The following is a 24,245-nucleotide window of genomic DNA, read 5'->3' as shown; positions in this document are numbered from 1 at the left end:
TACTTACAATGAGTTGTGCCGCTCAAAATATTACGAAAGACAAAGAAGCGATTCTTGCAGTGATGAAAGCACAAGAAACGGCTTGGTCCAACAACGACCTTGAAGGATTCATGGCAGGCTATTGGAAAAACGATTCATTGAAATTTTTTGGTAGCAGTGGGCTCACCAAAGGCTGGGAGCAAACACTGGCAAATTACAAGAAGGGATATCCAACAAAAGAGCATGCCGGAACATTAACCTTTACGATACGTGATATTTCGCCTATTTCTGAAAACAGTTATTGGGTAATGGGTGCTTATTATCTGAAACGATCGGTGGGAGATGCAAATGGCGTATTTATGATCATCTTCAAGAAAATAGATGGCGAGTGGAAAATTGTAGCAGACATGTCGTGCTAACGCGCTAATTCCCCTTGATTCGGGCCCATAGATCCATCAGCAAGTTCTTGGCATCACCTCTATCTTTAGGCTCTTCGATCACCTCAACTCCTTCCGAAGTATGTCGTAGCAAATAACTAAAAGCATATTGCTCACTTTGAGGGTCTACACTTAACATTCCGAAGCGAAGATCATTTAAATAAATAGCACCCTCTTTTTCTTTAATGGTATACCACCCATTCGTGATCTTAATAAGTCGTTGCACCTTTTCTTCCGAACGAAGTTCCTCTAAAGCCGCATGATTCTTTGGATGCTTATAGAAGCGTATGGGCTTGGTATCGAAGAACGAATAATCGCCAATTAAAAAAGCTTCTTCTGTTTCCACATTGGCCGTCCATAGTATCGTATTCAAGGGGCTAGGTTTGGTCTCAATAGCTAAATAGGCAATGTTTTGTTCGGAAAGTGCCGAAGTAAATTTGTTATAGGTAATTCCTTTTAAAACAAGCGTTACAAGCAAATAACTACTACTTATAATGAGACCTGCTTTATTGTATTTGTTCCTTTTGCGGCTTCCTCTTTTCTGAAAAAGCACCAAAATTACACACACTAAGAACGGGAGCGTATACAATGGATCGATCACAAAAATATTCTTATATGCTAATCGTAGATCTAAGGGCCATAACAACTGAGTTCCCCAGGTGGTATGCGCATCTAACAGCGGATGTGTAAATAGACACCAAAAGAACAACCAAGACCAATGCTTCCAGGTCGCTTTTCGCTCCCACTGTGAAATGATCCAACCAAATAAAGGCGCAAAAGCCAAAGAAAAGAAGAGTGAATGTGTGAATCCGCGATGAATTTCGAGTGCGGTAACGGTATCGGTAAAAAACTGCGCTGCTACATCCAGATCGGGTATGGTTCCGGCGATGGCTCCATACAATAGTGCTTTATTCCCTACTTTCTTTCCTAATGCGGCTTCGCCTACTGCGGCGCCTAAAACAATTTGAGTTAGTGAATCCATCTAATCGACTATCTGCATTTTTTTAAGTAAGAAAGAAGCGTTCATGTTCTTACAGATCCCCGGCTTAAAAGTATAATCGAAATACAGTTCACCATCTTCGATTCGCGCATCGAAATAATAATTAGAGACATCGGGTAAGGTCTCGGCAACTTCACAAAGACTTAGATCGTGGGTGGCTATAATTCCTGTGGCGTTCCCTCGCACCAATTTTTCCACGAACTTTTTAGATCCTATCGCTTTATCGGTACTGTTAGTTCCTTTCAAGATTTCATCGAGTATTATAAAATAGCGGTCTGTTTTTATGGCATCTACGATAAATTTTAACCGTTTTAATTCACTAAAGAAGTAAGATTCGTCATCGGTCAGGCTATCGGTGGTTCGCATGCTCGTAATAAGTTTGATAGGACGATAGTTCGCAGCCTCGGCATTGGTTGGCAGACCAACATTTCCAAGAACGATCTGCAACGCCACGGTACGCAGAAAAGTGCTTTTACCCGCCATATTGGCTCCGGTAACAATAAAGAATGCTTCCTCTTCAATATGCAAATTATTGGCCACAGCGGTGTCCGGTGGTAAAAGAGGATGAGCTGCATTAGTAAGCTGTAATACTGGTCCCGTTTTTTGTATGGTTGGAAATACGTGTTCGGGATGGTTAAAGCGATAGTTGGCCAAACTGTTATAGGCATCGAAAAAAGAGATAGTCGTGAACCAAGTCGCCACATGGTCACCATAGGTAGCTATCCATTTTTCAATATTATGCGATTGTCGCAGATCGCGGAGCATAAATCCGTTGGCCAAAACGCCAACTAACATATTGTTGCGTTGGTCCAAGGCATCCAGATGTCTGGCAAATCTTTTTACCGCGGTTGAAGCCTTCTGAGATTTAGTGTTGATCGCTTGACTTTTTTCTGAAAGTAATTGTGATTTAAATTCTTGTTGCTCTATTTCTTCCATCAATCTATGGAATTGCTCGAAGGTGCTTTGAATTTTTGCAGTATGACTAGCAAGTTCGTTCACTTTTTTCAAATAGCGCCCCGAAATTGCCAAACCAAGCAAGAACCAACCAAAAACCACATACCCTGAGATAAATCCGAAGAAATAAGTCACAAAAAGCGATACAGATATTATGGAGAACGCCAATGAGATCCATTTAATGCCTTTAAAAACAAACGGTTTGTACGAATCCAGCCAACGCACGACGCTAGCAGCCGAAACTTCGGTTGCAACTAAGGAAGCAATAGCCGAAAATCGTTGTCGCCATTTTGGTAAGTTTGACAGCTCTTCTATCGCCTTTTGTTTTTGCTCGATGGCTTCGGTCGTATTTTGGGTAAGTAATCGTGCCAGTGTATCTGCCCCACTCTTTAAGGAGGTTCGATTAAGGTACTGGTAGAATGAACCTCTTCCGAAGAGATCGATATCCTGACTAAAAAAATGGGTTGCATCCTTATATTCCGAACCATCGGACAAGTGATGAAATTGTCTATTCAAAACGGTGAGTTCCGTTTCATTGATCTCGATGAGTGCCTCCTTTAGCTTCTTTTTATACTGCAATCTGTTATGGCGCGTCACAAGGAAAACGAAGAGCAAAATACCTGCTAACAACACGCCAATAAACAACGCAGTAGTTGGGAAGGTAAAATAAGCTGCCACGCAAAGTGCGACAAAAAGTAACAGCCGGATAAGACTTGAAGCCGCTAATTGTCGTTGTAATTGCTTTCTTTCTTCGGAATTTTTCTCAATATTTGACGCATAAAATTGGGATGGAGTCTGTTTCATAGTTCGGCTAATTCGGCCTTCAATTTTTTTGTTAAGCTCTGCACCACCAAGTCGTACGAATGGTCTATAAGTTCGTATAGCAAGTCGTCTGGCACCGATCGCTCTAATTCTACCGTATTCCACAGTTTCTTGTTCATATGGTATCCCGGTGTGATAAGCCCATCGTACGTTTCTCTAAGCTCAATGGCTCGTTCCGGATCACATTTTAAATTGGCGCGAGCCGGGTGGTATTCTAGTCCGGATAGTGCAAACATCTTGCCCATTACTTTAAAAACTAAAGTTTTTTCATCGAACGGAAACGATTCGGACACCCCTTTCTTGGTCAGACAGTACTTTCGAAATTCTTCAATATTCATGTCATTTGATTTTATACCCTAAAGCCGGTTTGTCGTCGAAGTAGATCAACAAATTGGATCTTCCCATTTCAATGGGTATGGTAAATTCCACAGCATTGGCATCGTTTGTAAACTCGTTAATTAGGATCACCTCATCTCCATACGAATACGAAATTCGCTCGGGTGAAATGTTCGTAATTCGAAAGGGGATCTCTCCAAAATAGGCATCAGATCGCAACAAGCCTTCGGCAGGTGTTTCCAGATTCGTTAGCAGCAATGACTTTTCGATGATCAACGGTCTTCTAGAAAATTCTTCACGGCTCACCGGGTGATCTACAAAGGCGTCTTCAAAGATATCGGGATAATGAGTTTTAAAAAAATGTTCGGGTGGTGTTTTATAAAAGTAATAGGACGGGTCTTTAATAAAGGTACCATTAAACCTTCCGGCACCCCAAGTTGGGTCGAATAGGTAGGGCTTGCCATCGATAAGAGCTACATTCCACATATGGTTGGTGTTGTATTTTCGCCCAATGTCCTTAAAATGTGTCTTGGTATCGCCACGAACCAAGTAATTTTGGATGCCCTGGAGCTCACACAGTCGCTCGAACAACATGGCGTAGCCTTCACAAACGGCCACTCCCTTTTGCAAGGTACGTTTAATGATCTTTTCTCGTGTATTTTCTTCTTTTTGATTGCGCTCTCTATAGTTTTTAAAACTGTAATTAAATTGTTTGTATTCATCGGGATCATAACGTACGTTTTCAATGATCCACGTATAAATAGCGCGCACTTTATCTTCTTCGGAAGTAAAATCTCGCGTGATAAATCGCGAGAGTTGTTCTGGGGTATCAAACTCGGTAGGATATAACTGAATGCTTGCATCTACGCGTTCATACTCCTGAGCATAGCTACTACCAACAACACCTAAAACAACAAGCATCCACACCCCAAAGTTTCGGAAAAACCTTGCTGCAACTTGTGTAGTGTTACTGGGTTTTAAAATCATCATTTTTCTGAAAGTGATTTTTGGTTTGAATCGGGTACATTGATCGCAGAATAATCCAATTTCCAATTGATGGTCTCGGCTAATTTCTCGATCATTTGAAGCGTGTCTAACCCTTGTTGAGCTGCTTCTTGCATTACACCACTACCCGGCACTTTATCGACTATATGTTGTTTGGCTTCTGCAGTGATCTCCGAAAGATCGGAAGCTGTAAACGGATTGGCCCACCCTTCTTTCTTATCGTAGTACTTAAAATCGGTTTCTATGGTAAGTAATTCCGGTTTGGGAAAATTAGTGATCTTGATAGTTCGGGTCTTGGTATCGGCATCCATCGTGATCTTGGTAAGATCGAAACCTACGTGGGCCTTGGCTTCAATTAGCACTAGTGCTTTTTTCTTTCCGAGGAAAAGCGACAGCCACTTATCTTTTACATTCTCGTAATGATATATTTCAGAAAAATCGCCTTCTACCGTTATAAATTTACAAACGGCCCGAATTCGTTCCATTAAAACTACCGACTGTCGATCGGTTCGATGCTGTTTCCGAAGCATAGAAAATCGGCCAAACACAAAGTAAGCCACAATGGCTCCAACGGCCAATCCTAAAAACAATAATTCCATATCAATTTCTTCCTATTCCACCCAAATGGGTATGCTTAAAGTCATCTGTGTATTTTAATCCGAAGCCAACGGCACGGTCTAATGCCGAGTGCGAAAACAGGATAACGCCTACTAATGTATAAAATTCACCCCAAAACAACCATCCTAACGCAATAAATACAACAGCTATCGCCTTGTGGTGGAATACATTATAAGTGATTGCTCCAATTTTAGGGTTAAACACATAACCCAACATTCCTATGTCCGGAAGCAGTAGCAAGGCCGGAAACCACCACCATGCGAAAGATAGTTGCGAAAACAATAGAATACCTAATAGTAGTTGAGCCCATTCTTCAAGGCGTAGCAGTGTTTTCATCTATAACAATTTAAATAATACCGGTTTGCTGGGTGTGGCGTCATTATGAAAAGGGGCTATTTGCAAATTTAGAAGGTAAGCACCGTCTTTAATTTCGTTCGCTACATAGATAAACTCGGTAATAGTTGCGTTGGTGCGCGGAGCTTGTGGGTAATTCCAAAACGCCTTATGCGCGAGTAATTTTCCTTCGTCTTTTTCCTTATCGACCGAAGGAAGGTCTATGAGCAGATGCTTTACTCCCAATTCGCGTAAATAGCTTGCAGCATCCTCATGTAGATACGGCCAATTAGTATGTGAGTAATTTCGTGTCATTTTACTTTTGGTATTTGGTAGGGTCCTTATGATCACGGCCTCCGGATTCTTACCGTCTAATAACTGTTTTACATGAGCGCCGGATATTATTTGATCATCACCTACCGTTTCCGGCACGACTGATATTACTTCAGCAAAAAAGAAATAACTTTTCAAGGCCTCATTGATCGAATAAAATGTATCACTTATATGCCCTACACATTCGGTATGCGTACCATGGGCGTGCGGATTAAAATTGATGTTGTTAAAATTTATGGAAGCACCTTCTTTTACAGATCCTACCCAATTATCCATACTCACAGGTTCGATCTTTGGAATATCAAGATACCAAGCCAATGGGTTCTTTTCAGAATTTTTTAAAGGAATGGAAATGTCTAAGGGTTTGGAAAGGTCGACAGTTCGAAGGTCAGAATGAATATTAAATGTAGCTTTCATAAGAATTTTATTCAGTCTAAATTTACTAAGAATAAACTAGCTGCGATCCCATCGCTTAAAAACTTCCCCTTTTTCGTTACCCGTAAGTGATCGTCCTGTTGTATAAGCATGTTAGAACGTAGATGTGATCGCGCCTCTTGCAATAAATATTCTTTTCTTTTTGTTCCAAATTGTTCTGCAACCTCAATAAGCGACACACCTTCTTGTGTTCGCAGACGTGTCATAACATATTCGTTGTACCTATCGGTGGTCGATAACTTTTCTCGTTCTATAGGCAAGGCATCTTTTTCAATATGCTGAATGTATTTTATGTTATTGCGAACATTCCAGCTACGACAATGCCCATCGTAACTATGCGCCGACGGCCCCACTCCTAAATACGGTTTTCCGTGCCAATAGGCCATATTGTTCCTAGAATGAAATCCGGGTTTGCCGAAATTAGAGAACTCATAATTAATATAGCCTTTCTTCTCGGTAACTTCGACCAGTATGGCATGGTGTTGTTGTGCCAAATCATCGTCTACAGGAGCAATCAAACCCTTTTCTATAAAGTGATGTAAAGCAGTGTCTTGTTCTACTGTTAGGGCATAGCACGACAAATGCGGTACTTGAAATTTGAATGCTTGTTCTAAATTCTGAGTCCATCGTTCTTCGCTCATATTGGGAATGCCGTAAATAAGATCGATGCTTATATTTTGAAAATACTGAGCTGCCAATTCGATAGATCGTATTGCTTCGGAAGCGTTATGCGCTCTATTCATTAGCTTTAGGTCTTCTTCAAAGAACGATTGCACTCCAATACTAAGTCGGTTGATCCCTGCTTTTTTTAAGGCAATTAGCACAGCTTCAGAAAGGTCGTCGGGATTGGCCTCGAGTGTTATTTCGGGGTATTCTGAAACGGTAAAATGCGTGTGTATTATTTGAAGTAAGTATTCAATTTCTTCCGAAGTGAGCAAACTAGGCGTGCCACCCCCAAAGTAAATAGTTTCAATAGTACCTGTTACTTCCTCTTTTCTTAACTGCAGTTCTCGTCCTAGGGCTTGCACAAGTTGAGACTTCTTTTTTAAGGATGTAGAAAAATGGAAATCGCAATAATGACAAGCCTGCTTACAAAAAGGAATATGAAGATAAATACCACCCATGATCAATTTAGATATACTGTATTGTAAAGAAGTGAATCAGTTACTGCTTTCAGGTTATGCTTACCGCTATTTCTTGACCCGATCTTCATTTTGTTTAACGAATGCTGCCCAACCTGTATAATTTTTACCTGTTTCGATCTTCCCTTGATTGTAGAAATGACATACCGCTGCAGCAAGGCCATCGGTGCTGTCTAAGTTCTTAGGCAACTCCTTTAATTGCAACAAACTTTGCAACATTTTAGCTACTTGTTCTTTGCTGGCATTTCCGTTACCGGTGATCGCCATTTTTATCTTTTTAGGCGAATATTCGGTAATAGGAACTTCGCGTGACAGCCCTGCGGCCATAGCCACTCCCTGTGCCCTTCCTAATTTAAGCATGGATTGCACATTTTTTCCGAAGAAAGGCGCTTCGATAGCGATCTCATCTGGATGGTAGCTATCGATAAGCTCGACAGTGCGTTCAAAAATATGTTTTAGGCGTACATAATGATCGTCATATTTTGAAAGTTGCAATTCGTTTAATTGCAGGAACTGCATCTTCTTCTTTACGACCTTAATTAGACCAAAGCCCATGATGGTAGTTCCCGGATCGATTCCTAAAATAATTTTCTCGCTGCTCATTTCTACGCTGAAATACTGTGTTAGTGAAGTAAGGTGTTGGCACTCGAATTAGAACGCTGATTGTATTTACAAAAAAAACTGTAATTTCGTCCAGCATGGTATCCCTACCCCACAAATCTACGCAATATCTACCAGCAGCCCTAAAAGTTTTTATTTTAGGCGTCACCTTTTGGTTTGTCTATTCAAAGTTAGTTTCGAACGATCAGTTATCGCTCTCGGAATTCTTCCAAACCCTGGCGCGTTCGAGTTCAATAACACTATGGACGCTCTTGTTTTGTTTCGGTGTAGCAGGACTCAATTGGGCAGCAGAAACGGCTAAATGGAAAGCGCTGGCCTCCACGCTACAGCCCATCAATTTTTCTACCGCTTGGAAACAAACACTAACCGCCCTTACGGTATCGTTAGCAACGCCAAACCGAATTGGAGAATATGGCGCAAAGGCCTATTTTTTCAATACGACACAACGCAAAAAAGTACTGTTGCTCACCTTTTTTTCTAACGGTATGCAATTGTGTATTACTTTTTTGTTTGGCCTTGTAGGACTTGCCTTCGTGCTACTAAGATACGACCTACAACTGTCAATTGGTAAGGGAATCTTCTTGATTTTGGTGATAGGAATAGTGGGTATTATTGGGTATTGGTTGAAAGAAAAGCAATTAGGGATTAAAGGACTTTCTATAGCCGCTGTCATACGATACTTTAGTACACTTCCGAAGCGGATCTGGGTACAAACAACACTCTATGCCGGATTGCGCTACCTACTTTTTAGCAGCTTGTTTCTAATCCTATTGTGGTGTTTTGATGTAAATGCTTCTCTAATTACGCTCTTACCATTGATCTACGCGATGTATCTGTTGGCTTCGATCGTACCCTCGGTGTTCCTACTCGATGTTGTGATTAAAGGAGGAGTCGCAGTATGGCTCTTTTCACTGGCCGGCATCGATGCCTACCCTGTACTTTGTACAGTATTGGCCATGTGGCTGCTAAACTTTGTTTTTCCGGCGATCGTAGGAAGTTATTATTTACTTCGTTATAAAAAAGAAACACAATGATCATTCTTGGATTTATACTTCTAGCCGCCTATTTGTTTGCGTTAGGAATGTTACTCTATGGAGCGATGTCTATGCCGCGGTTTACTTCGGAAGAAGTCACACCTGTTACTCGCTTTTCGGTGGTAGTCCCATTTAGGAATGAGGCTGATAATTTGCCAAAACTTGTCAATTCGCTATTGAAGCAGCAGTATCCATCGGACTTGTTTGAGCTCATTTTAGTGAACGATGCTTCCGAAGACAATTCGAAAGCGGTTCTTGCAGAAATGTTAGAGGAGGATCATTTACAATCGACACTTCAAAGTGATTTGCCACAGCACAGTATTCTCGATGCAGTACGTACTAGCAATGCTCCAAAAAAAGATGCCATTACCACAGCTGTTTCCAACGCAAATTACGAATGGATCATTACAACCGATGCCGATTGCACCTTGCCAAAGAACTGGTTACGAAGTTTCGATCAATACATACAAGCACATAATGCCGTACTTATCGCAGGTCCCGTATGTCTCGACCCTGCAGAATCCTTTCTCCAAAAATTTCAACAGTTAGACGTGTTTAGTCTGCAAACAACGACTATGGGAAGTTTTGCTTGGCAACTGCCATTGCTGTGTAATGGAGCAAATCTGGCCTACAAAAAACAAGTGTTCGAGGCGGTCAACGGATTTATGGGTAACGACCATATTGCAAGTGGTGATGATATTTTTATGCTCGAAAAATGCAAACAGTACAATGCCGGTGAAATTCACTATTTAAAAGCTGAGGATGCTATCGTATCTACCCAAGCCCAATCATCATGGAGGCAAGTCATCTCCCAACGCGTACGTTGGGCATCCAAGACGGCGAATCAAAAAAGTTGGCCTTCAAAGTTATTGGGAACATTGGTGGTTCTCTTCAATATATGGGTATTGGCAGGTCTAGTTTATGCATGTTTTAATACCTCTGCCTTATTTTACGTAATCGCTATTGTTTTGTTGAAACTAGTGTTAGATTACTTGTATTTGTACAGTACCGCAACATTCTTCCGAAGTAAGCTGTCGCTGCCCTCTTTTTTAGGCGGTGCTATACTCTATCCTTTGCTGTTATTGATAATTTTAGTTAAAAGCCTGAAAGGCAGCTATCAATGGAAAGGCAGAAACCTAAAGAAATAATTGTAACTAAATTTATTTTCTTACTTTTAACCGACCAAATCTTAGCCATATGAAACGTGTACTCCTTGTTCTATTCTGCGTTCTGTTTACTAATTTTCTCGTTGCACAACAACAGTATACCGTCGACGGACAGACCTATTCGTTATACACCGAAGTTGATGGCACTTTAACACTGCTTTGGAATAGTGTCGATGGCGAATACCGATATTTTGCCAAAAAAGGAAATTCTATCACCGAATTAAAGAATACCAAAAGCAACGGTTCGTTCCAAGAAGAATATAAAGGAACCCTTCAATTGCTCACCAACGATGCACAGCTGGCAGTAGATGATGTGAAACTTACTAAAAATAGCCTGTGGGATTTTGTGGTTACTTACAATATGGCGGTTGATCCCAACTTTAATGACACCCGAGAAAAAACACCCTTGACAACCCGTCTTGGCGGTTTCGCCGGTATTTCTAACAATGCTTATTTTATTAATCCCGACAACACTTTCCTACCTGTTTTGGGTATCGACCTCGAATTGGTGGAATTAAAAAAACTAAGAAGACACTCCATAAATGTTCAATTTGCGCAAACCATTGCGAGTAGTGACTACGATTTTTCGTCTAGCGAACTATCGTTAAGTTATCGATTCAAGTTTATTAAATCGGATAAGGTTGATCTTTTCCTAAATACAAAATTTGCTTCCTATATCTATGTATCGCGTGATATTACTGTGCAAAATTCGGCCGGTGATGACGAAGTGATCTCGGGCTCCGGAGGTGATCTTCGTACGCCTGGATCGTTTGGTTTAGGGGCCGATATTGCCTTAGGCATGGGCTATCTTACATTGGCGTATAACGACATCGTCTCGGTTGGTTTAGAAACCGGTGACGAATTTCCTGTGTATCTTACAGTTGGCTATAAATTTAGCCTCTAACTTAATGGGTTTGTAAGACTACCGGTAGCGTAAAATGTGTCTTTACCGGAATCCCTCGTTTATACGCAGGCGCGACAAGTGCTAAGGAATCGATATGTTGTACGAGCCAGTTCTCCAATCTTGGAAATTGTTTTCTTGTGAGGCTGTCCATTTTAATATTTACTACGGAAAGTGTTGCGTTCTCTGAAACCAAGAACTCTAGCATTAATGTATCTAACAAAGGTTGCGAGGCTACTATATTTCGTGTTTGTATGGATTGGTACAAGTTGTTAGACAAGGTCGATTCGAAACACGAACGAAGGGCTTTTTTTTCTGAAAAATCACTACACTCGGCAAAAACAGGGTATTGATCCACATCTTTCCAATCGATCGCCTTTATTTCTTCTTCGTAAAATGTTTCCGTAGAAATTTTCTCCGTTTCGAAGAATTGACATGAACTTGCCAAAACCAATAAAAAAAGTGAAAAAATCGCGTGTTTCATACTACCTCAACTAGTTACCCGAAAAGTACAAATTTTGAAGAAACTTAGTCTTTGGAATAATGTAATTCTTTTTTTAGGTCACTTAGTCGTTGTTTAGCCAGTTCACGAAATCGTCCGGTTTCTCCGTGCTGTTCGAGATAGGTCTCATAATATTGAATAATCGTTTCAATATCCTCAAAATAGTTGTCGGCCGCAACTGCAAACTGATATGCCACCATCTCATCTTTCGGATTTTCGGAAAATGCATGCTTCATCATGTCAAAGACTTGCCGGTTATCTCCTTTCCGTTTGTAAATAGTGGCGAGTGTCATAAATTCAGCATCTAACGGAACCTGCTGTAGCGCTATCGATAATTCTATATGTCGAATGGCCTTCTCGTATTCTTTAAGCGACATAAACACCTTCCCTACGTGGTAGTGCCACGACGGATTTTTATCATCATATGTATTAATTAATATGGTAAACTGCTCAAGTGCCTCCTCAAATTGATTGGTCCGCATATAGCTAATCCCCAAATTTTCATGCAGCTGTTCATTACTCTGATTCAAGGATACAAGATGCTCGTAGTGTTTTAAGGCTTGGTGATAATTACTACTGTAGTAGCTACTTAATGCCGCTAAGGTTAGAAAACGTATGCTGTTTGGGTCTGTTTTTAACCCTTGTTCAATAATTGGTTGGGCCTTTTCAAAATTCCGCTTTTCTACCGCACGACGCGCTACTTTATAACGTGCGTTTTCATGGGTAGGATCTATTTGTAAGGCATCAGAAAAAAATCGGATTGCTGTTGTATCGTTCAACCGTTCACCGATCAAGCCACGCTGATACAAGAAACTAGCATTTGTGGGATACTCAGTGCTGAGTTGTGTAAAAATGCTGTCGGCTTGACGGTAGCGTCCCGAAATTTGAAGCAATTTTCCGTAGCGAAATCGATGTGTCGTTTTATTCGGAGAATGGGCAATGGCCAACTCGTAATTCGTTAGTGCCTTAGGCGTATTCCCCAACGCTTCATAACTTTTAGCCAATCGCTCGTACTTTGAGTTATCATGTAAGGAGTTGTAAGAGTTTATTGCTTCCGTGTAATTTCCGGTGGCATACAGGCTATCGCCCGTTTTTAACACTTTGGTTTGTTCAAGCGTTGAAGCCGAAGGCTGTGCTTCGGCCTCAGAAATAAAGAATACAAAAAATAGTATTAGATATCTATTCATCAATTTCAACAATTATAGGCACCTTGTACGCCACCGCCACGTCTTTTCCATTATGAATACCGGGAGTAAGTGCTGGAAGTTTTCTAAACACCTCTCTCGTTGCTGCTTCTAGATAGGGTTCGTTAGTGCGCACGGTTAATGCTCCTAAATAACCCGTCTTGTCTATCGTAAATTCGACTACAATACGTTGCCGACCACTAACTCCGGCCGCTTGTAACTCTTTATTCGGAAAGTTATTTACGATCATTTCACTCACCTTTTGAGAGAAGCATTTTTTGTTCTCAGCCTCGTTGGCAACATCTTCACAACCGGGAAACACTGGTGCTTTATCCAATTGCACAAATGGAATTGCGCCAGACTCCCCTGTACCATTATTCTTGGCATCAAAATTTAAATCGTCTTGAGAAGCATGGGATCGCAACATGTTTTGAAGTGTTTCCTTTTCTGCTTCGGAAAGATTCTCCCCATTTTCTAACGCTTGTTTTAATTCAGCTATATGTTGTGCGACCGTATCGGGCTCACGCTCCTTGTTCTCTAAAGAGCAAGAGGTATACACCAGCATGGCGCTCACGAGCGGAAGCAATACTAAATACTTTAACTGAAAGATCTTTTTGGATTTTGTTTTACGTAACATACTAATTCGTTTTTTGATTAATGATTGACTAAAAAATGTATTTACGAACGAAATTTGTTCGGTTTGAAATACTTGTGATAATAGGTCTTGATAATAGGTCTTTTTCCCATTAAGCGCTGCTACTTTGGCATCGGCGGTAAATTCTTGAAGGCTTACCATACGCTGTTGGTACAGATACAACAATGGATTGAACCAACATACAATGCGCAATGCTTCAAAGAACAATAGGTCGTAGGAATGTTTATGAGTAACGTGTACTTTTTCATGAAGAAGAATGTTGTTTTTCTGTGCTTCGGAAAGATCTTCCCCTAAGAAAATATAATTGAAAAAAGAAAAGGCGGTGTTGGTCTTAGGAAGACGTATTAACGTAAAATTTTCAACCTTTTTAGATGTACCTAACTTCTTCAACCTAAACAAATTGATCAATTTATAGATAAATAGCAAGGTGGCAACAAGCATCCCTGCATACCATATCTGTTCCCACCTAAATGGTGATACATAAGCGGAGCTTCCGGCTGTGACGGCTGTTTCCGAAGCAATCCCACCAATTAAAATTGCCGGTAATTCTATAATGTATTGCGATGGGATTTGGTGCTGAATACCTTCCACCTGAATAAGTGGTAAAATAAAACTGAGGATCACAGTACCAAGAAGATACATTCTATTTAAAGTAAAAAAGGTTTCCTTTTTAAGGAACAGATCATATACCACTAAAAAGAGCAACTGAAACGCTATGGTTTGTAATAAGTAATGTATCATGACGCGTTCTCGTTATTAATTTCTTGCATAATAGTTTCCATTTCAGAAATACTTATGTCGTTCTTTTTCATAAAAAAGGAAACCATGCTTTTAAACGAACCTTGAAAATATCCGTCCACGATCTTATTGATCGATTGGTTGCTGTATTCGGTCTTTTTTACCTTCGGAAAGTAAATGTGACCACGACCTTCTTTTCGATAATCGACAAAATCCTTACTCTCTAATATGCGAACAATGGTCGAAACCGTGTTATAGGCAGGCTTTGGGTCTGGAAGTTCTTCAATAATAGCGGCAACATTGCCTTCTCCCAGTTCCCATAAGATCTGCATGATATCCTCTTCTGCTTTTGTAAGTTGTTTCATAATTATAATCGTGTGTAATGATCAATTTTAATTTTCCAATCACCGTCTTCCTTAATCCATACTAACGTAAATCGCACATCAGATTGGACCGCTGTGCCCTCGTGATAATATTGTAAACGAGAAATACCGCGTTGTACCACAACATCTGCATAGACCAGTACTTCAATGTTTTCCAGCTCCCAATCTATATGTCTGCCCTCTAGGTTCTTCCAATATTCACGTATCGCTTCACGACCCATACGTTCTACATTGTTACCAACGATAATTCCCTCTTGCGCATAGAACGAAGCCAAGGCTTCAACGTTTCCCTCGTTATAGGTGTTTTCCATCGCGCGATTTACTTCCAGTATCTGTGTCTTTACATCTTGGGCCGCGCCGCTAAACACTATAAAGTAACAACCTATTAACAGTAGCGTTCTCATGAGTTTTAATTTTCTAGATGTGATTTTTGAAGTGGTCCTTCCCACAATACCTGTTCTATCATCCAGCCATCGTCCGTTTTTGAAAGCAGCAAATAATCAATTCCCCACCAAGCGGTCACGCGTGCGGCGGCAATGTGATTGCCTATATCTAACACCATCACCTCCTTAGGTGCGTCCGGCTTCGGAAAGCGCTGTTTTTCTTTTACATCGTTTGCATACGCCATGGCTGCATCATAGCTCATTTCTGCGACTTGCTGATATGCGTTGGTATCCTTGTTCTTCATAAATCCAAATTTGTACAGTTGGGGTTGTAAACTTGCTTCTAATTTTTTGGTATCCCCCTCGTAAAATCCTTCAATATAATTCATACAAGCCCTTTCTACAGCTTCTTTTTCGGTGTTCGTTTGTGCGGTAATTATGCAGCTAAGCATAAGCATACTACACAGCGCTAAAATTATTCTCATGATCTATGATTTGTTTAGTGGTACAATTCCTATTTGTCGCAACCATTTTAATTTATCGTCTAAATAGCCGTGACTTATTTCGAACTCGGGTGTCATAAAAGAATGGCTGGCTCTTGGGTAAATAATAATGTTTAGATCGGTGTCCTTATTTATGGCTGCTCTAAAATTTCTAATACTTTGCCATGCATGTACACGTTGGTCATTTTCGCCATATTGCAACAGCACGGGACAATTAATCTCGGACGCCTTATCAACTACATCGTTATTTACGAGGTCTTCTTTTCGTGGAGCTCCCGGAATTTCTACATAATTTGGAGGTAAGAACAATCGGTCGTTCTGTTCTCTAAAACGATTGGCAGCCTCTATGGTCTTCGGGTCTATGGCTCCCGCGATGATCTCATCGTAATACGATCTCCAGATATTTCGAATATCGATAATATCCTGTTCTCCCATTCCTATATTCCGAAGATAGTGATCTACAGCATACAATTGTCCTTCTTTCATGGTCATAATAGGTGCTGCCGTTGCATTTACGAATGCAATATCTTGCAAGTCTGCAGCCATCATTAGTGCCAATCGCCCACCTTCACTAGGGCCATGTACGCCCACACGAGCCGGGTCTATCTTAGGATGTTGTTGTAAGTGCGCAAACAGTTGTTGGTATTGTTCGTTCTTTTCATCGAAGGTTTGCAATCGGAAGTTCCCCGGTCCTTTCGACTTACCGTTACCGGATTTATCAAAAATTAGGCTTGCGATGCCGTGAGCAGCAAAAAATCGCGCCTCATATTCATAATTATCCATACCCACTGCACCTCCTCCGGGCAGTACCAAACAAGCAGGCACCTTTTCGGTTGATGTAGGCATGAACAACTTTCCATAGAGCGTATCTGTAGCGATGGGAATCCAAATTTCTTCAATCGTAACAGCGGGCAAACGCTGTAGGCTTCGTGTGTTCGAAAAGCGATCTTGATAGGTTACATTGGAAGGCTTCTCAGAATTTTCCGAAGAAAATTGCCAGCGGGCCCCCGAAACTGTCCAAAACAAGTGGTCTCCTATTGGTTTTAACGACATGGTTCGTTCTGAGTATGGTGACATTATATGCAAATAGCCATTGCGAGTGTACACAATTGCCCTATTGCCATGGTCATCACCGTAGGAGCCTTCATAGTATTGAAGCGCACTTTCTGAAAGAGGTGTTAGTTGTTCATATAGTACCACCTTTTGACGACTATTCTTGGTAGTGAGCGTTCCAACGATCTTTTCTTCGGAAGGAGTCGTGTTAAAAGACCAAGTTTCGAGCTCTCGTTGCACGGTCCAGTCACCCTCGGAAAATGGATCGCCTATCACCTTATAGGTTGACTCCCCATCCACATATGGCATCGCGAACGTACACACATTAGAAGAGCATTCTAATTTTATGTACTCATACGAACCGCGAATTAGGAGCTCACCTACATAGATTTGCGCACTCCCAATCAAGCTGAGGGAACAAAAACAAAGCAGTAAGACGAATCGGGTTAATTTCATATTGGCACTAATTACGACCTAAATATAACTAATTTTTTAGTTTAAACTAATTATTTAGTTACAAATTGTAACATCTATGATAAAAATCAGTCTTATGGGCGATGGACTTTCTTTTACTATCCCTCGGATTATTATTAATGTTTGTCGGTATGGCCGGCAGTATACTTCCTGTCTTACCCGGTGTTCCGGTAAGCTGGCTAGGTATATTGCTATTGTATTTAGCTCCTTCTATTCCTTTCGACTGGTGGGTGGTTGGTATTACCGGAGTGGTTGCGATTGGGATTTACATACTAGACTATATAATACCTTCCATCGGCACCAAACGTTTTGGCGGCAGTAAGGCCGGAGCCTGGGGTACTATGATCGGGCTTGTGATCGGCATTATCGCTCCTATTCCCTTCGGAATATTACTAGGACCCTTTTTAGGTGCCTTGATTGGAGAATTGGTCGTGAACAAAACCGAACGGAACTTAGCTTTTAAAGCAGCTTTTGGTTCATTTGTCGGGTTATTGGCCTCGACCTTTGTCAAGTTTGTCTTTACGTTCTTGTATTTGCTAATATTTATGTATCAAGTCTGGCAATACAAATCATTTTGGATGTAAATTAATGTAGAATCAATGTCGGTCAGGATCGAAAGGAAATGCATCTACATTGTCAGGAAATCCATCTAGGTCACTATCTAACACACCTTCATCTATCACTAAGAGTTGAAAATTTATTGGCAAGAACGTATTAAATACCTCAGCATCGAATTGGTTGGTTGGCGCAGCCGCCACGAAGGTGGACACTTGCGTTAAATTGATCGAAGGAGTATAGGTTAGATTCGCATATACCAATCCGGTAAAGTTGCCAAATGCTATAAGTCGTGCGCTAAACGTAAGTTGTACACCACCAAAGTCTTGCACTCGGGTTTCGGAACACAGCACATTGAAATTCCCATTAAAGTTAAAGAAGTCGAACATACCATTAACCTCATTCGCCACCGCATCGTTCACTGCCACTTCTCCGTTTAAAGAATTAATAGGAACATAGCGCCAAATCACATTATTGTCGTTGCGTACGACATTCACGCCTACTGTGGGCGGCTGATTTACAGAAATTTCGAATGCGGTATACCCTTGAGGTAGTTGAAAGCCTAGTTGCGGATACGCACTATGAATAAAATAATCACCCGGATTAACTACCGTAGGGATCTGAGTAAGCGGAACCGGGAGTCCGTTTGCATAGTCCCAAAACAAGGCTGTAGGGCCGGTTACGTTGGGACAAAGTTGCGATTGAAAATTTGCGAATTGGTCTTGTTGTGTGTCTCCGTCGTCATCCTTGTTACAGGCTACCAACAATAACAGACTACATAAGAAAATTGATTGAATAGTTTTCATGAAGAAGTAATTTACTCCTACATCGAAAACCAGTTAAAATGTCATCAATGTTTTTAGAGCCAAACTGTTTTTTCTGAAATAGTTGTTTTTCGAACGCCGTCCGGAAGGGTTTCGTCATATTTTCCCAAGTAAAAGAAACCAAGGCAACGCTCGCCCTCGTTCATTTCGAAAAATTCGCTCATAGAATCGATTACTTGTGGTGAACTCCAATAGGCACCAATATTCATCTCGTGTGCCGTAAGCCACATATTTTGGACCGCCATTGCCGTAGCCGCAATTTCTTCCCATTCGGGGATTGCTTCGGAAGGATCTCGTTGCATACAAATAGCAATAATTGCAGCAGCATTTTTGGGATTATTTTGATATTTCTTGTATTTGAATTCAGAAAAATTTGAAGCTGTCGTCTTGTATCGTTCTGCGAGAAATTCTCCAAAGCGCAATTGTACATCTCCCTGCATTACTTTAAATCGCCAGGGTTCGGTACGGCGGTGGGTAGGTGCCCAATTAGCCGCCTCTAAAATTTGTTGTATTTCTTCTTTGGTCACTTTTTCGTCATTGTACTGGGGTGGGAATACGGCGCGGCGCGTTCTAATGGTATTGTGAATCATAAGTTTAATTTAAAACAATAAAAGTACAATTCTATATGGATGTTGTATTGTGGTGGCGCTATTAAATATTCGTTAAGATTTGCATAGTTAATAGTATTACTATTATATTTGCATGTTTTTAAATTATATTAGCGTGAAATACTTATTAGAGAATGTTAAAGTACAAGTGCATCCAAAAACCTACTTAAAGGATCCTGAGTCATCAGAGTTAGGCCAAAGGATTATAAAGCACAGTATATTATTGATAGATGCTATTGGTTTTGAAAGCTTTACCTTTAAGAAGCTGGGCAAAGAAATTGGTTCTAACGAAAGTTCTGTGTATCGATATTTCGAGAACAAACACAAGCTTTTATTATACCTTTCCTCCTGGTATTGGGGTTGGGTTGAGCTTACGCTTGTAATTGCAACCAACAATATTGAAGCTCCAAAAGACAAATTAAGAAGAGCCATAGAAGTTATTTCACAACCTGTGACTGAGGATTCTTCATTTTCTCATATTAATGAGACAAAGCTTAATAAGATAGTCATCAATGAATTTTCAAAATCCTACCTCACAAAAGAAGTTGACAACGAAAACAAGGACGGCTATTTTGCAATTTACAAACGTCTTATATCACGATTAAAATCGTTCATTTTAGAAGTAAATCCGAAGTACGCTTATCCTGCTAGTTTAGCTAGTACAGTAGTTGAGGGCGCTATGCATCAGCATTTTTTAAAAGAACATTTTGTTTCCATAACCGATTGTAACGATCGTACTACTCCACATCAATTCTTTTGTGATTTAGTTTTAGCTACCTTAAACAATGCCGGCAATGAAAAATGAGACTATGACGCCATGGCGACGATTAATTCGTTTACTTCAACTGGATCGTCGCGATGTTCAACAAATTTTTTACTATGCGATTTTTGGTGGAATTGTGAATCTGTCCCTACCATTAGGAATCCAAGCTATAATTAATTTGATCCAAGGAGCACAAATAAGCACCTCATGGGTGGTGTTGGTGATTTTAGTAACAGCCGGGGTGGCCTTTGCCGGACTGCTTCAGCTAATGCAATTTAGGATCTCAGAGAACATTCAGCAAAAGATCTTCACCCGTGCTTCATTTGAATTTGCATATCGGTTTCCGAAGATAAAAATGAGCGAACTTAGGGATTATTATCCGCCAGAACTTGCGAATCGTTTTTTTGATACCCTAGTCGTTCAGAAGGGGATTACCAAAATACTACTCGACTTTCCGGCGGCATTGTTACAAATAATTTTCGGCTTACTATTACTCTCATTTTATCATCCGTTCTTTATAATTTACGGTATTGTATTAATTGCAACCATATATGTCCTCTTTAAATACACTGCCAAGCGGGGAATGGCCACCAGTTTAGAAGAATCGAAGCATAAATATCGCATCGCACACTGGATTCAAGAGGTAGCTCGATCGGTCGTTAGCTTTAAACTATCGGGTAAGACAAACTTGTCTATGAGCAAAAATGATCTGTTGGTCACAGATTATCTGGCGGCTAGAGAAAATCACTTTCGAGTGCTTGTGCACCAATTTATTCAGATGATAAGCTTCAAGGTCTTGGTAACTGCTGGGCTATTATTAATAGGAGGAATTTTGGTGCTAAATCAAGAAATGAATATTGGACAATTTGTCGCGGCCGAAATCGTAATTCTTCTTATAATAAGCGCTGTAGAAAAACTCATTTTGCGATTAGAATCGTTTTACGATGTACTTACTTCTTTAGAAAAAATGGGGCAAGTGGTCGATAAAGAACTTGAACCGCAAGAGGGGAGCAATCCTTTTGACAAAACAGCTGCTCTACACATAGAGTTAGAACATGTGGGTTATGAGGTTAAAAGCACAAATAAGACGTTGCTGCGTGACATTAATTTAAAAATTGATTCGAGTACCAGAATGGTAATAAAAGGGCCAAGCGGAGCCGGAAAGACCACATTACTTCATATAATCTCGGCAATTTCTTCTCCTTCGGAAGGAAATATGTACATAAACGATCTGGCAATTCAAGGAATTCATCTTAACAGCTATCGATCGGCATTAGGACAATCACTTCCGGAGGAAAGTCCGTTCGAAGGTACCATACGCGATAACATCACTTTTGGAGATACCACCACATCTACTACCGATATTTACGGAGCGATCGAAGTAACCGGCTTAACTGATTTTGTGAAAAAGCAACGTAACGGACTTGATACGATGATTTATCCAGAAGGAAAACAACTATCCTATACCATTGCTAAAAAAATTGTATTGGCCAGAAGTATCGTGCGCCAACCAAAATTGTTGCTTCTAAAGGATCCGTTAGATCAATTTATGCCAGAAGAAAAGCAGCATTTAATTAAATACCTAACAGCTTCCGACCGACCGTGGGGATTAATCGTGGTAAGTCAGAATTCTGATTGGGACACCTATTGCGACCAGAAGGTTTATATGGAAAGAGGAACCATTATTTCAAAAACAGAGTAGCTATGCTGAATATTTCGAACAACAGTATTAACGAGAAGGTTTCGTTAGCTTCTTATGCCTCAGGGAAGAAGGTATTTCACAAACGCCATTACAAGCACTTTAATAGGTTTTTAAAAGTATTTGCCATTATTGTTGTGATCATCATGTTTTTGCCATGGACACAAACGGTAACTGGCACAGGTACCTTAACAGCACTAAAGCCGGATCAACGACCACAAACAATACAATCGCCTATTGGAGGGAAAATTGAAAAATGGTACGTTCAAGAAGGTGATCGTGTAGAAAAAGGTGATACGATACTATATTTTTCCGAAGTAAAAAATGAATATTTCGATCCCAATCTTGTCACCAGAACCGGACAGCAAATTGAAGCTAAAACTAAGTCGGTCTCTTCTTACGTTGAAAAGGCTAAAGCTTTAGATAATCAAATCGCAGCACTTATGAATGAACGAGTGCTAAAATTGGAGCAGGCAAAAAACAAAAAAATACAGGCCATATTAAAAACACAAAGCGACAGTATTGATGTAGAAGCAGCCAAAACAAATCTTCTTATTGCCCAACGCCAATTCGAGCGGACAGAGCGCCTTCAAGAAGAAGGTCTTAAATCGGTAACTGATCTAGAAGAAAAAAAGCTAAAACTTCAAGAAACTCAAGCTAAGCTCGTCTCGAAACAGAATGATTTATTATCAAGTAGAAATGAAGTAATTAATGCACAAGTGGAATTAGGCAGGATCGACGCCGAATATATGGACAAGATCGCCAAGGCACAAAGTGAAAAATTCACAGCGCAATCCGGTCAATTTGAAGCCGAAGCACAAGTAACCAAGCTTCAAAACGACTTTACGAATTTTGAGATGCGTAATGACTTATACTATGTGCGTGCACCTCAAAGCGGATTTATAAATAAAGCGTTGCGATCTGGAATTGGCGAAACCTTTAAAGAGGGTGAACAATTGGTGAGCATTATGCCATCAGACTATGAAATGGCTGTTGAGACCTATGTCGACCCAATCGATATTCCATTAATCCATTTGGGAGAACGCATGCGTGTTCGTTTTGATGGTTGGCCTGCTATTGTATTTAGTGGATGGCCTAATCTTTCTTATGGAACCTACGGAGGAAAGGTAGTTGTCATCGAGAACTTTATAAGTGCCAACGGTAAATATCGAATCTTATTAGCTCCAGACCCGGAAGACCATCCCTGGCCCAAAGATATTAGAATGGGCAGTGGGGCTTATACATTAGCATTGTTAGAGGACGTGCCAATTTGGTTCGAGCTGTGGCGCCAGCTAAATGGGTTTCCACCAAATTATTACAACAGCGAAGTAAATCAAGTTTCAAAAAAATAATACATGAAAATAGTATTCGTACTTAGTCTTTTTGTTTCTCAATTTATTAGTGCACAAATTCAAGATTCGGTGGCCCTTGATTTTAGGACCTATATTGGTTTAGTGAAAAAAAATCATCCGGTAGTCAAGCAAGCAAACCTACTCCTCACGATTGGTGAAGCAGAAGTGTTAAGATCGAGAGGCAATTTCGACCCAAAAATCGAATTGGATTACGACCAAAAAGTGTACGAAGGAACAGATTATTACGAGATCCTATTGGGAACATTAAAGATCCCTACCTGGTATGGAATTGAATTTAAAACACAGTTTGAGCAAAACGATGGCACCTTCCTAAATCCCGAGCGGTTTGTGCCCGATGAGGGTCTTTATAGTGCCGGGATTTCAATGTCTCTAGGGCAAGGTCTGTTTATTAACGATAGAATGGCCACCCTAAAGAAAGCAAAACTATTTAAAATTCAGACGGAAGCAGAACAGCAACTAATGACCAACCAAATTCTATACGATGCTTCTATTGCATATTTTAATTGGTTACGAGCCTATAACGAATTAAAAGTATTCATCGATTTTTCGACCAATGCCGAAAAGAGGTTTAAAGGAGTAAAACGCCGAGTGGAAGTAGGTGATGTGGCAGCCATAGATAGTATCGAATCGAAAATAGCATTTCAAGATCGTCTGCTTCGTTTAGAAAACAGTCGATTGATCTATCGAAAAGCAAGTCTTGAATTATCCAACTTCTTGTGGTTGGAAGATAACACACCCGTAGAAACTAGTGGGCAGGTGTATCCCACATCAATAAATATTGAATCTGTCGATCAAGTACTTCAAATAACCGACTTAGAGCTTACCAACTATGCTGTAGAAGAGCACCCTAAGATAAAGGCATTAAATCTAAAAGCAGAGCAGCAAGAAATAGAAAAACGATTAACAGCCAACAAATTACTCCCGGTTGTGGACCTTGATGTAGCTTTGTTAGCTGTTGAGCCTGATCGATTTAATAATTTCGATACGGCTAATTACAAGGCCGGTTTAAATGTTTCTATTCCATTGTTTCTTCGAAAAGAACGAGGCGACCTGGCACTTGCAAAGGCAAAATTAAGTGATGCTCGATTCACCGCGGTTTCAGAACAGGTTTTTTTACAAAACAAAATAGCGGGCATTCAAGCAGAAATAAATTCGTATGCAGAACAAGTGCAGCAAGTTGAAGCTATTGTAACTAACTATAAAACCTTGCTACAAGGAGAGGAGCGCAAATTTGCATTAGGCGAAAGCTCGTTGTTTTTAGTGAACAGCCGGGAGCAAAAATTAATTGATGCAAGACTAAAAAGAACCGAATTATACTTCAAGTGGAAAGAGGCAAAAGCAAATTTATTTAATGTGTTGGCCTTGCAAACAGATTTATAAAGCAAAAAAGTGACTAATTTTTTTATAATATTCAAACAACCCAAATTAAACC

The 24,245-nt window shown here is 40.4% G+C and carries 27 protein-coding genes; 9 read left to right on the top strand and 18 right to left on the bottom strand.

The features are described from left to right. Positions 1 to 8 precede the first annotated feature (8 nt). Positions 9 to 398 carry a YybH family protein gene (locus DWA30_RS10050; protein ID WP_245933898.1) on the top strand — a complete coding sequence of 130 codons (390 nt, stop codon included), beginning with the start codon at positions 9 to 11 and terminating at the stop codon, positions 396 to 398. A gap of 4 nt (positions 399 to 402) precedes the next feature. Here the strand turns inward: DWA30_RS10050 and DWA30_RS10045 are convergent, their stop codons facing one another. The 9 genes from DWA30_RS10045 to ruvC form a co-directional block, all read right to left on the bottom strand. After that, positions 403 to 1,398 carry a metal-dependent hydrolase gene (locus DWA30_RS10045; RefSeq protein ID WP_114492414.1) on the bottom strand — a complete coding sequence of 332 codons (996 nt, stop codon included), beginning with the start codon at positions 1,396 to 1,398 and terminating at the stop codon, positions 403 to 405. Further along, entirely contained in the window at positions 1,399 to 3,174 is a 1,776-nt protein-coding gene (locus DWA30_RS10040) for a MutS-related protein (protein WP_114492413.1), read from the bottom strand. Continuing rightward, positions 3,171 to 3,530, bottom strand: coding sequence for an MmcQ/YjbR family DNA-binding protein (locus DWA30_RS10035; RefSeq protein WP_114492412.1), 360 nt, complete (start codon positions 3,528 to 3,530; stop codon positions 3,171 to 3,173). Before DWA30_RS10035 ends, DWA30_RS10040 begins: the two co-directional genes overlap by 4 nt. Before the next feature lies 1 nt (position 3,531). Further along, a complete protein-coding gene (locus DWA30_RS10030; protein ID WP_114492411.1) occupies positions 3,532 to 4,518 on the bottom strand; it encodes a transglutaminase domain-containing protein in 987 nt (328 codons plus the stop codon). Continuing rightward, positions 4,515 to 5,132 carry a DUF4230 domain-containing protein gene (locus tag DWA30_RS10025; RefSeq protein ID WP_114492410.1) on the bottom strand — a complete coding sequence of 206 codons (618 nt, stop codon included), beginning with the start codon at positions 5,130 to 5,132 and terminating at the stop codon, positions 4,515 to 4,517. Before DWA30_RS10025 ends, DWA30_RS10030 begins: the two co-directional genes overlap by 4 nt. 1 nt (position 5,133) lies before the next feature. Then, positions 5,134 to 5,487 (bottom strand): DUF4260 domain-containing protein, encoded by a 354-nt coding sequence (locus DWA30_RS10020; protein WP_114492409.1) that lies wholly within the window; start codon positions 5,485 to 5,487, stop codon positions 5,134 to 5,136. After that, positions 5,488 to 6,234: a cyclase family protein gene (locus tag DWA30_RS10015; protein WP_114492408.1), complete on the bottom strand. Its 747-nt coding sequence runs from the start codon at positions 6,232 to 6,234 to the stop codon at positions 5,488 to 5,490. A gap of 11 nt (positions 6,235 to 6,245) precedes the next feature. Beyond that, positions 6,246 to 7,376 carry a radical SAM family heme chaperone HemW gene (gene hemW / locus DWA30_RS10010; RefSeq protein ID WP_114492407.1) on the bottom strand — a complete coding sequence of 377 codons (1,131 nt, stop codon included), beginning with the start codon at positions 7,374 to 7,376 and terminating at the stop codon, positions 6,246 to 6,248. A 66-nt stretch (positions 7,377 to 7,442) separates the two neighbouring features. After that, positions 7,443 to 7,997, bottom strand: coding sequence for a crossover junction endodeoxyribonuclease RuvC (ruvC, locus tag DWA30_RS10005; RefSeq protein ID WP_114492406.1), 555 nt, complete (start codon positions 7,995 to 7,997; stop codon positions 7,443 to 7,445). A 95-nt stretch (positions 7,998 to 8,092) separates the two neighbouring features. Here ruvC and DWA30_RS10000 point away from each other — a divergent pair, with 95 nt between their 5' ends. Genes DWA30_RS10000 through DWA30_RS09990 form a run of 3 tightly spaced genes read left to right on the top strand, consistent with a single transcriptional unit; the run spans position 8,093 to position 11,119 of the window. Then, positions 8,093 to 9,049 (top strand): lysylphosphatidylglycerol synthase domain-containing protein, encoded by a 957-nt coding sequence (locus DWA30_RS10000; RefSeq protein WP_114492405.1) that lies wholly within the window; start codon positions 8,093 to 8,095, stop codon positions 9,047 to 9,049. After that, on the top strand, positions 9,046 to 10,197 hold the full coding sequence (locus DWA30_RS09995) for a glycosyltransferase family 2 protein (protein ID WP_114492404.1): 1,152 nt from the start codon (positions 9,046 to 9,048) through the stop codon (positions 10,195 to 10,197). The genes DWA30_RS10000 and DWA30_RS09995 overlap by 4 nt, the downstream gene beginning before the upstream one ends. A gap of 49 nt (positions 10,198 to 10,246) precedes the next feature. Then, positions 10,247 to 11,119, top strand: coding sequence for a hypothetical protein (locus DWA30_RS09990; RefSeq protein ID WP_114492403.1), 873 nt, complete (start codon positions 10,247 to 10,249; stop codon positions 11,117 to 11,119). A gap of 1 nt (position 11,120) precedes the next feature. On the opposite strand, the gene DWA30_RS09985 is transcribed toward DWA30_RS09990, so the two are convergent. The 7 genes from DWA30_RS09985 to DWA30_RS09955 are packed head-to-tail and all read right to left on the bottom strand — an operon-like array spanning position 11,121 to position 16,973. Beyond that, positions 11,121 to 11,600: a hypothetical protein gene (locus DWA30_RS09985; protein ID WP_114492402.1), complete on the bottom strand. Its 480-nt coding sequence runs from the start codon at positions 11,598 to 11,600 to the stop codon at positions 11,121 to 11,123. A 44-nt stretch (positions 11,601 to 11,644) separates the two neighbouring features. Next, positions 11,645 to 12,805 carry a tetratricopeptide repeat protein gene (locus tag DWA30_RS09980; protein ID WP_114492401.1) on the bottom strand — a complete coding sequence of 387 codons (1,161 nt, stop codon included), beginning with the start codon at positions 12,803 to 12,805 and terminating at the stop codon, positions 11,645 to 11,647. Beyond that, positions 12,798 to 14,198: a M56 family metallopeptidase gene (locus DWA30_RS09975; RefSeq protein ID WP_114492400.1), complete on the bottom strand. Its 1,401-nt coding sequence runs from the start codon at positions 14,196 to 14,198 to the stop codon at positions 12,798 to 12,800. Before DWA30_RS09975 ends, DWA30_RS09980 begins: the two co-directional genes overlap by 8 nt. Next, a complete protein-coding gene (locus DWA30_RS09970) occupies positions 14,195 to 14,560 on the bottom strand; it encodes a BlaI/MecI/CopY family transcriptional regulator (RefSeq protein WP_114492399.1) in 366 nt (121 codons plus the stop codon). Before DWA30_RS09970 ends, DWA30_RS09975 begins: the two co-directional genes overlap by 4 nt. Positions 14,561 to 14,562: 2 nt before the next feature. Then, positions 14,563 to 14,982: a YybH family protein gene (locus tag DWA30_RS09965; protein WP_114492398.1), complete on the bottom strand. Its 420-nt coding sequence runs from the start codon at positions 14,980 to 14,982 to the stop codon at positions 14,563 to 14,565. A gap of 5 nt (positions 14,983 to 14,987) precedes the next feature. Beyond that, the gene (locus DWA30_RS09960) at positions 14,988 to 15,446 is read right to left on the bottom strand and encodes a nuclear transport factor 2 family protein (protein ID WP_114492397.1); all 459 of its coding nucleotides are present in this window, start codon (positions 15,444 to 15,446) and stop codon (positions 14,988 to 14,990) included. A gap of 3 nt (positions 15,447 to 15,449) precedes the next feature. Next, on the bottom strand, positions 15,450 to 16,973 hold the full coding sequence (locus DWA30_RS09955; RefSeq protein WP_114492396.1) for an alpha/beta hydrolase family protein: 1,524 nt from the start codon (positions 16,971 to 16,973) through the stop codon (positions 15,450 to 15,452). A gap of 101 nt (positions 16,974 to 17,074) precedes the next feature. Here DWA30_RS09955 and DWA30_RS09950 point away from each other — a divergent pair, with 101 nt between their 5' ends. Beyond that, positions 17,075 to 17,575, top strand: coding sequence for a DUF456 domain-containing protein (locus DWA30_RS09950; protein ID WP_114492395.1), 501 nt, complete (start codon positions 17,075 to 17,077; stop codon positions 17,573 to 17,575). Between the two features lie 12 nt (positions 17,576 to 17,587). Here the strand turns inward: DWA30_RS09950 and DWA30_RS09945 are convergent, their stop codons facing one another. Next, positions 17,588 to 18,352, bottom strand: coding sequence for a hypothetical protein (locus DWA30_RS09945; RefSeq protein ID WP_114492394.1), 765 nt, complete (start codon positions 18,350 to 18,352; stop codon positions 17,588 to 17,590). A 53-nt stretch (positions 18,353 to 18,405) separates the two neighbouring features. Continuing rightward, positions 18,406 to 18,960: a nitroreductase family protein gene (locus tag DWA30_RS09940; RefSeq protein ID WP_114492393.1), complete on the bottom strand. Its 555-nt coding sequence runs from the start codon at positions 18,958 to 18,960 to the stop codon at positions 18,406 to 18,408. A gap of 133 nt (positions 18,961 to 19,093) precedes the next feature. Here DWA30_RS09940 and DWA30_RS09935 point away from each other — a divergent pair, with 133 nt between their 5' ends. The 4 genes from DWA30_RS09935 to DWA30_RS09920 are packed head-to-tail and all read left to right on the top strand — an operon-like array spanning position 19,094 to position 24,193. Continuing rightward, positions 19,094 to 19,783, top strand: coding sequence for a TetR/AcrR family transcriptional regulator (locus tag DWA30_RS09935; protein WP_114492415.1), 690 nt, complete (start codon positions 19,094 to 19,096; stop codon positions 19,781 to 19,783). Beyond that, positions 19,773 to 21,443 carry a peptidase domain-containing ABC transporter gene (locus tag DWA30_RS09930; RefSeq protein ID WP_114492392.1) on the top strand — a complete coding sequence of 557 codons (1,671 nt, stop codon included), beginning with the start codon at positions 19,773 to 19,775 and terminating at the stop codon, positions 21,441 to 21,443. Before DWA30_RS09935 ends, DWA30_RS09930 begins: the two co-directional genes overlap by 11 nt. Before the next feature lie 2 nt (positions 21,444 to 21,445). Then, positions 21,446 to 22,792, top strand: coding sequence for an HlyD family secretion protein (locus tag DWA30_RS09925; RefSeq protein ID WP_114492391.1), 1,347 nt, complete (start codon positions 21,446 to 21,448; stop codon positions 22,790 to 22,792). A 3-nt stretch (positions 22,793 to 22,795) separates the two neighbouring features. Further along, positions 22,796 to 24,193: a TolC family protein gene (locus DWA30_RS09920; protein WP_114492390.1), complete on the top strand. Its 1,398-nt coding sequence runs from the start codon at positions 22,796 to 22,798 to the stop codon at positions 24,191 to 24,193. Positions 24,194 to 24,245 lie beyond the last annotated feature (52 nt).

This window comes from Candidatus Ulvibacter alkanivorans (genome assembly GCF_003333325.1).
Classification (GTDB): domain Bacteria; phylum Bacteroidota; class Bacteroidia; order Flavobacteriales; family Flavobacteriaceae; genus Ulvibacter_A; species Ulvibacter_A alkanivorans.
Note: the sequence above shows the minus strand (reverse complement) of the source record. Positions and strands in the feature narration are given on the sequence as shown.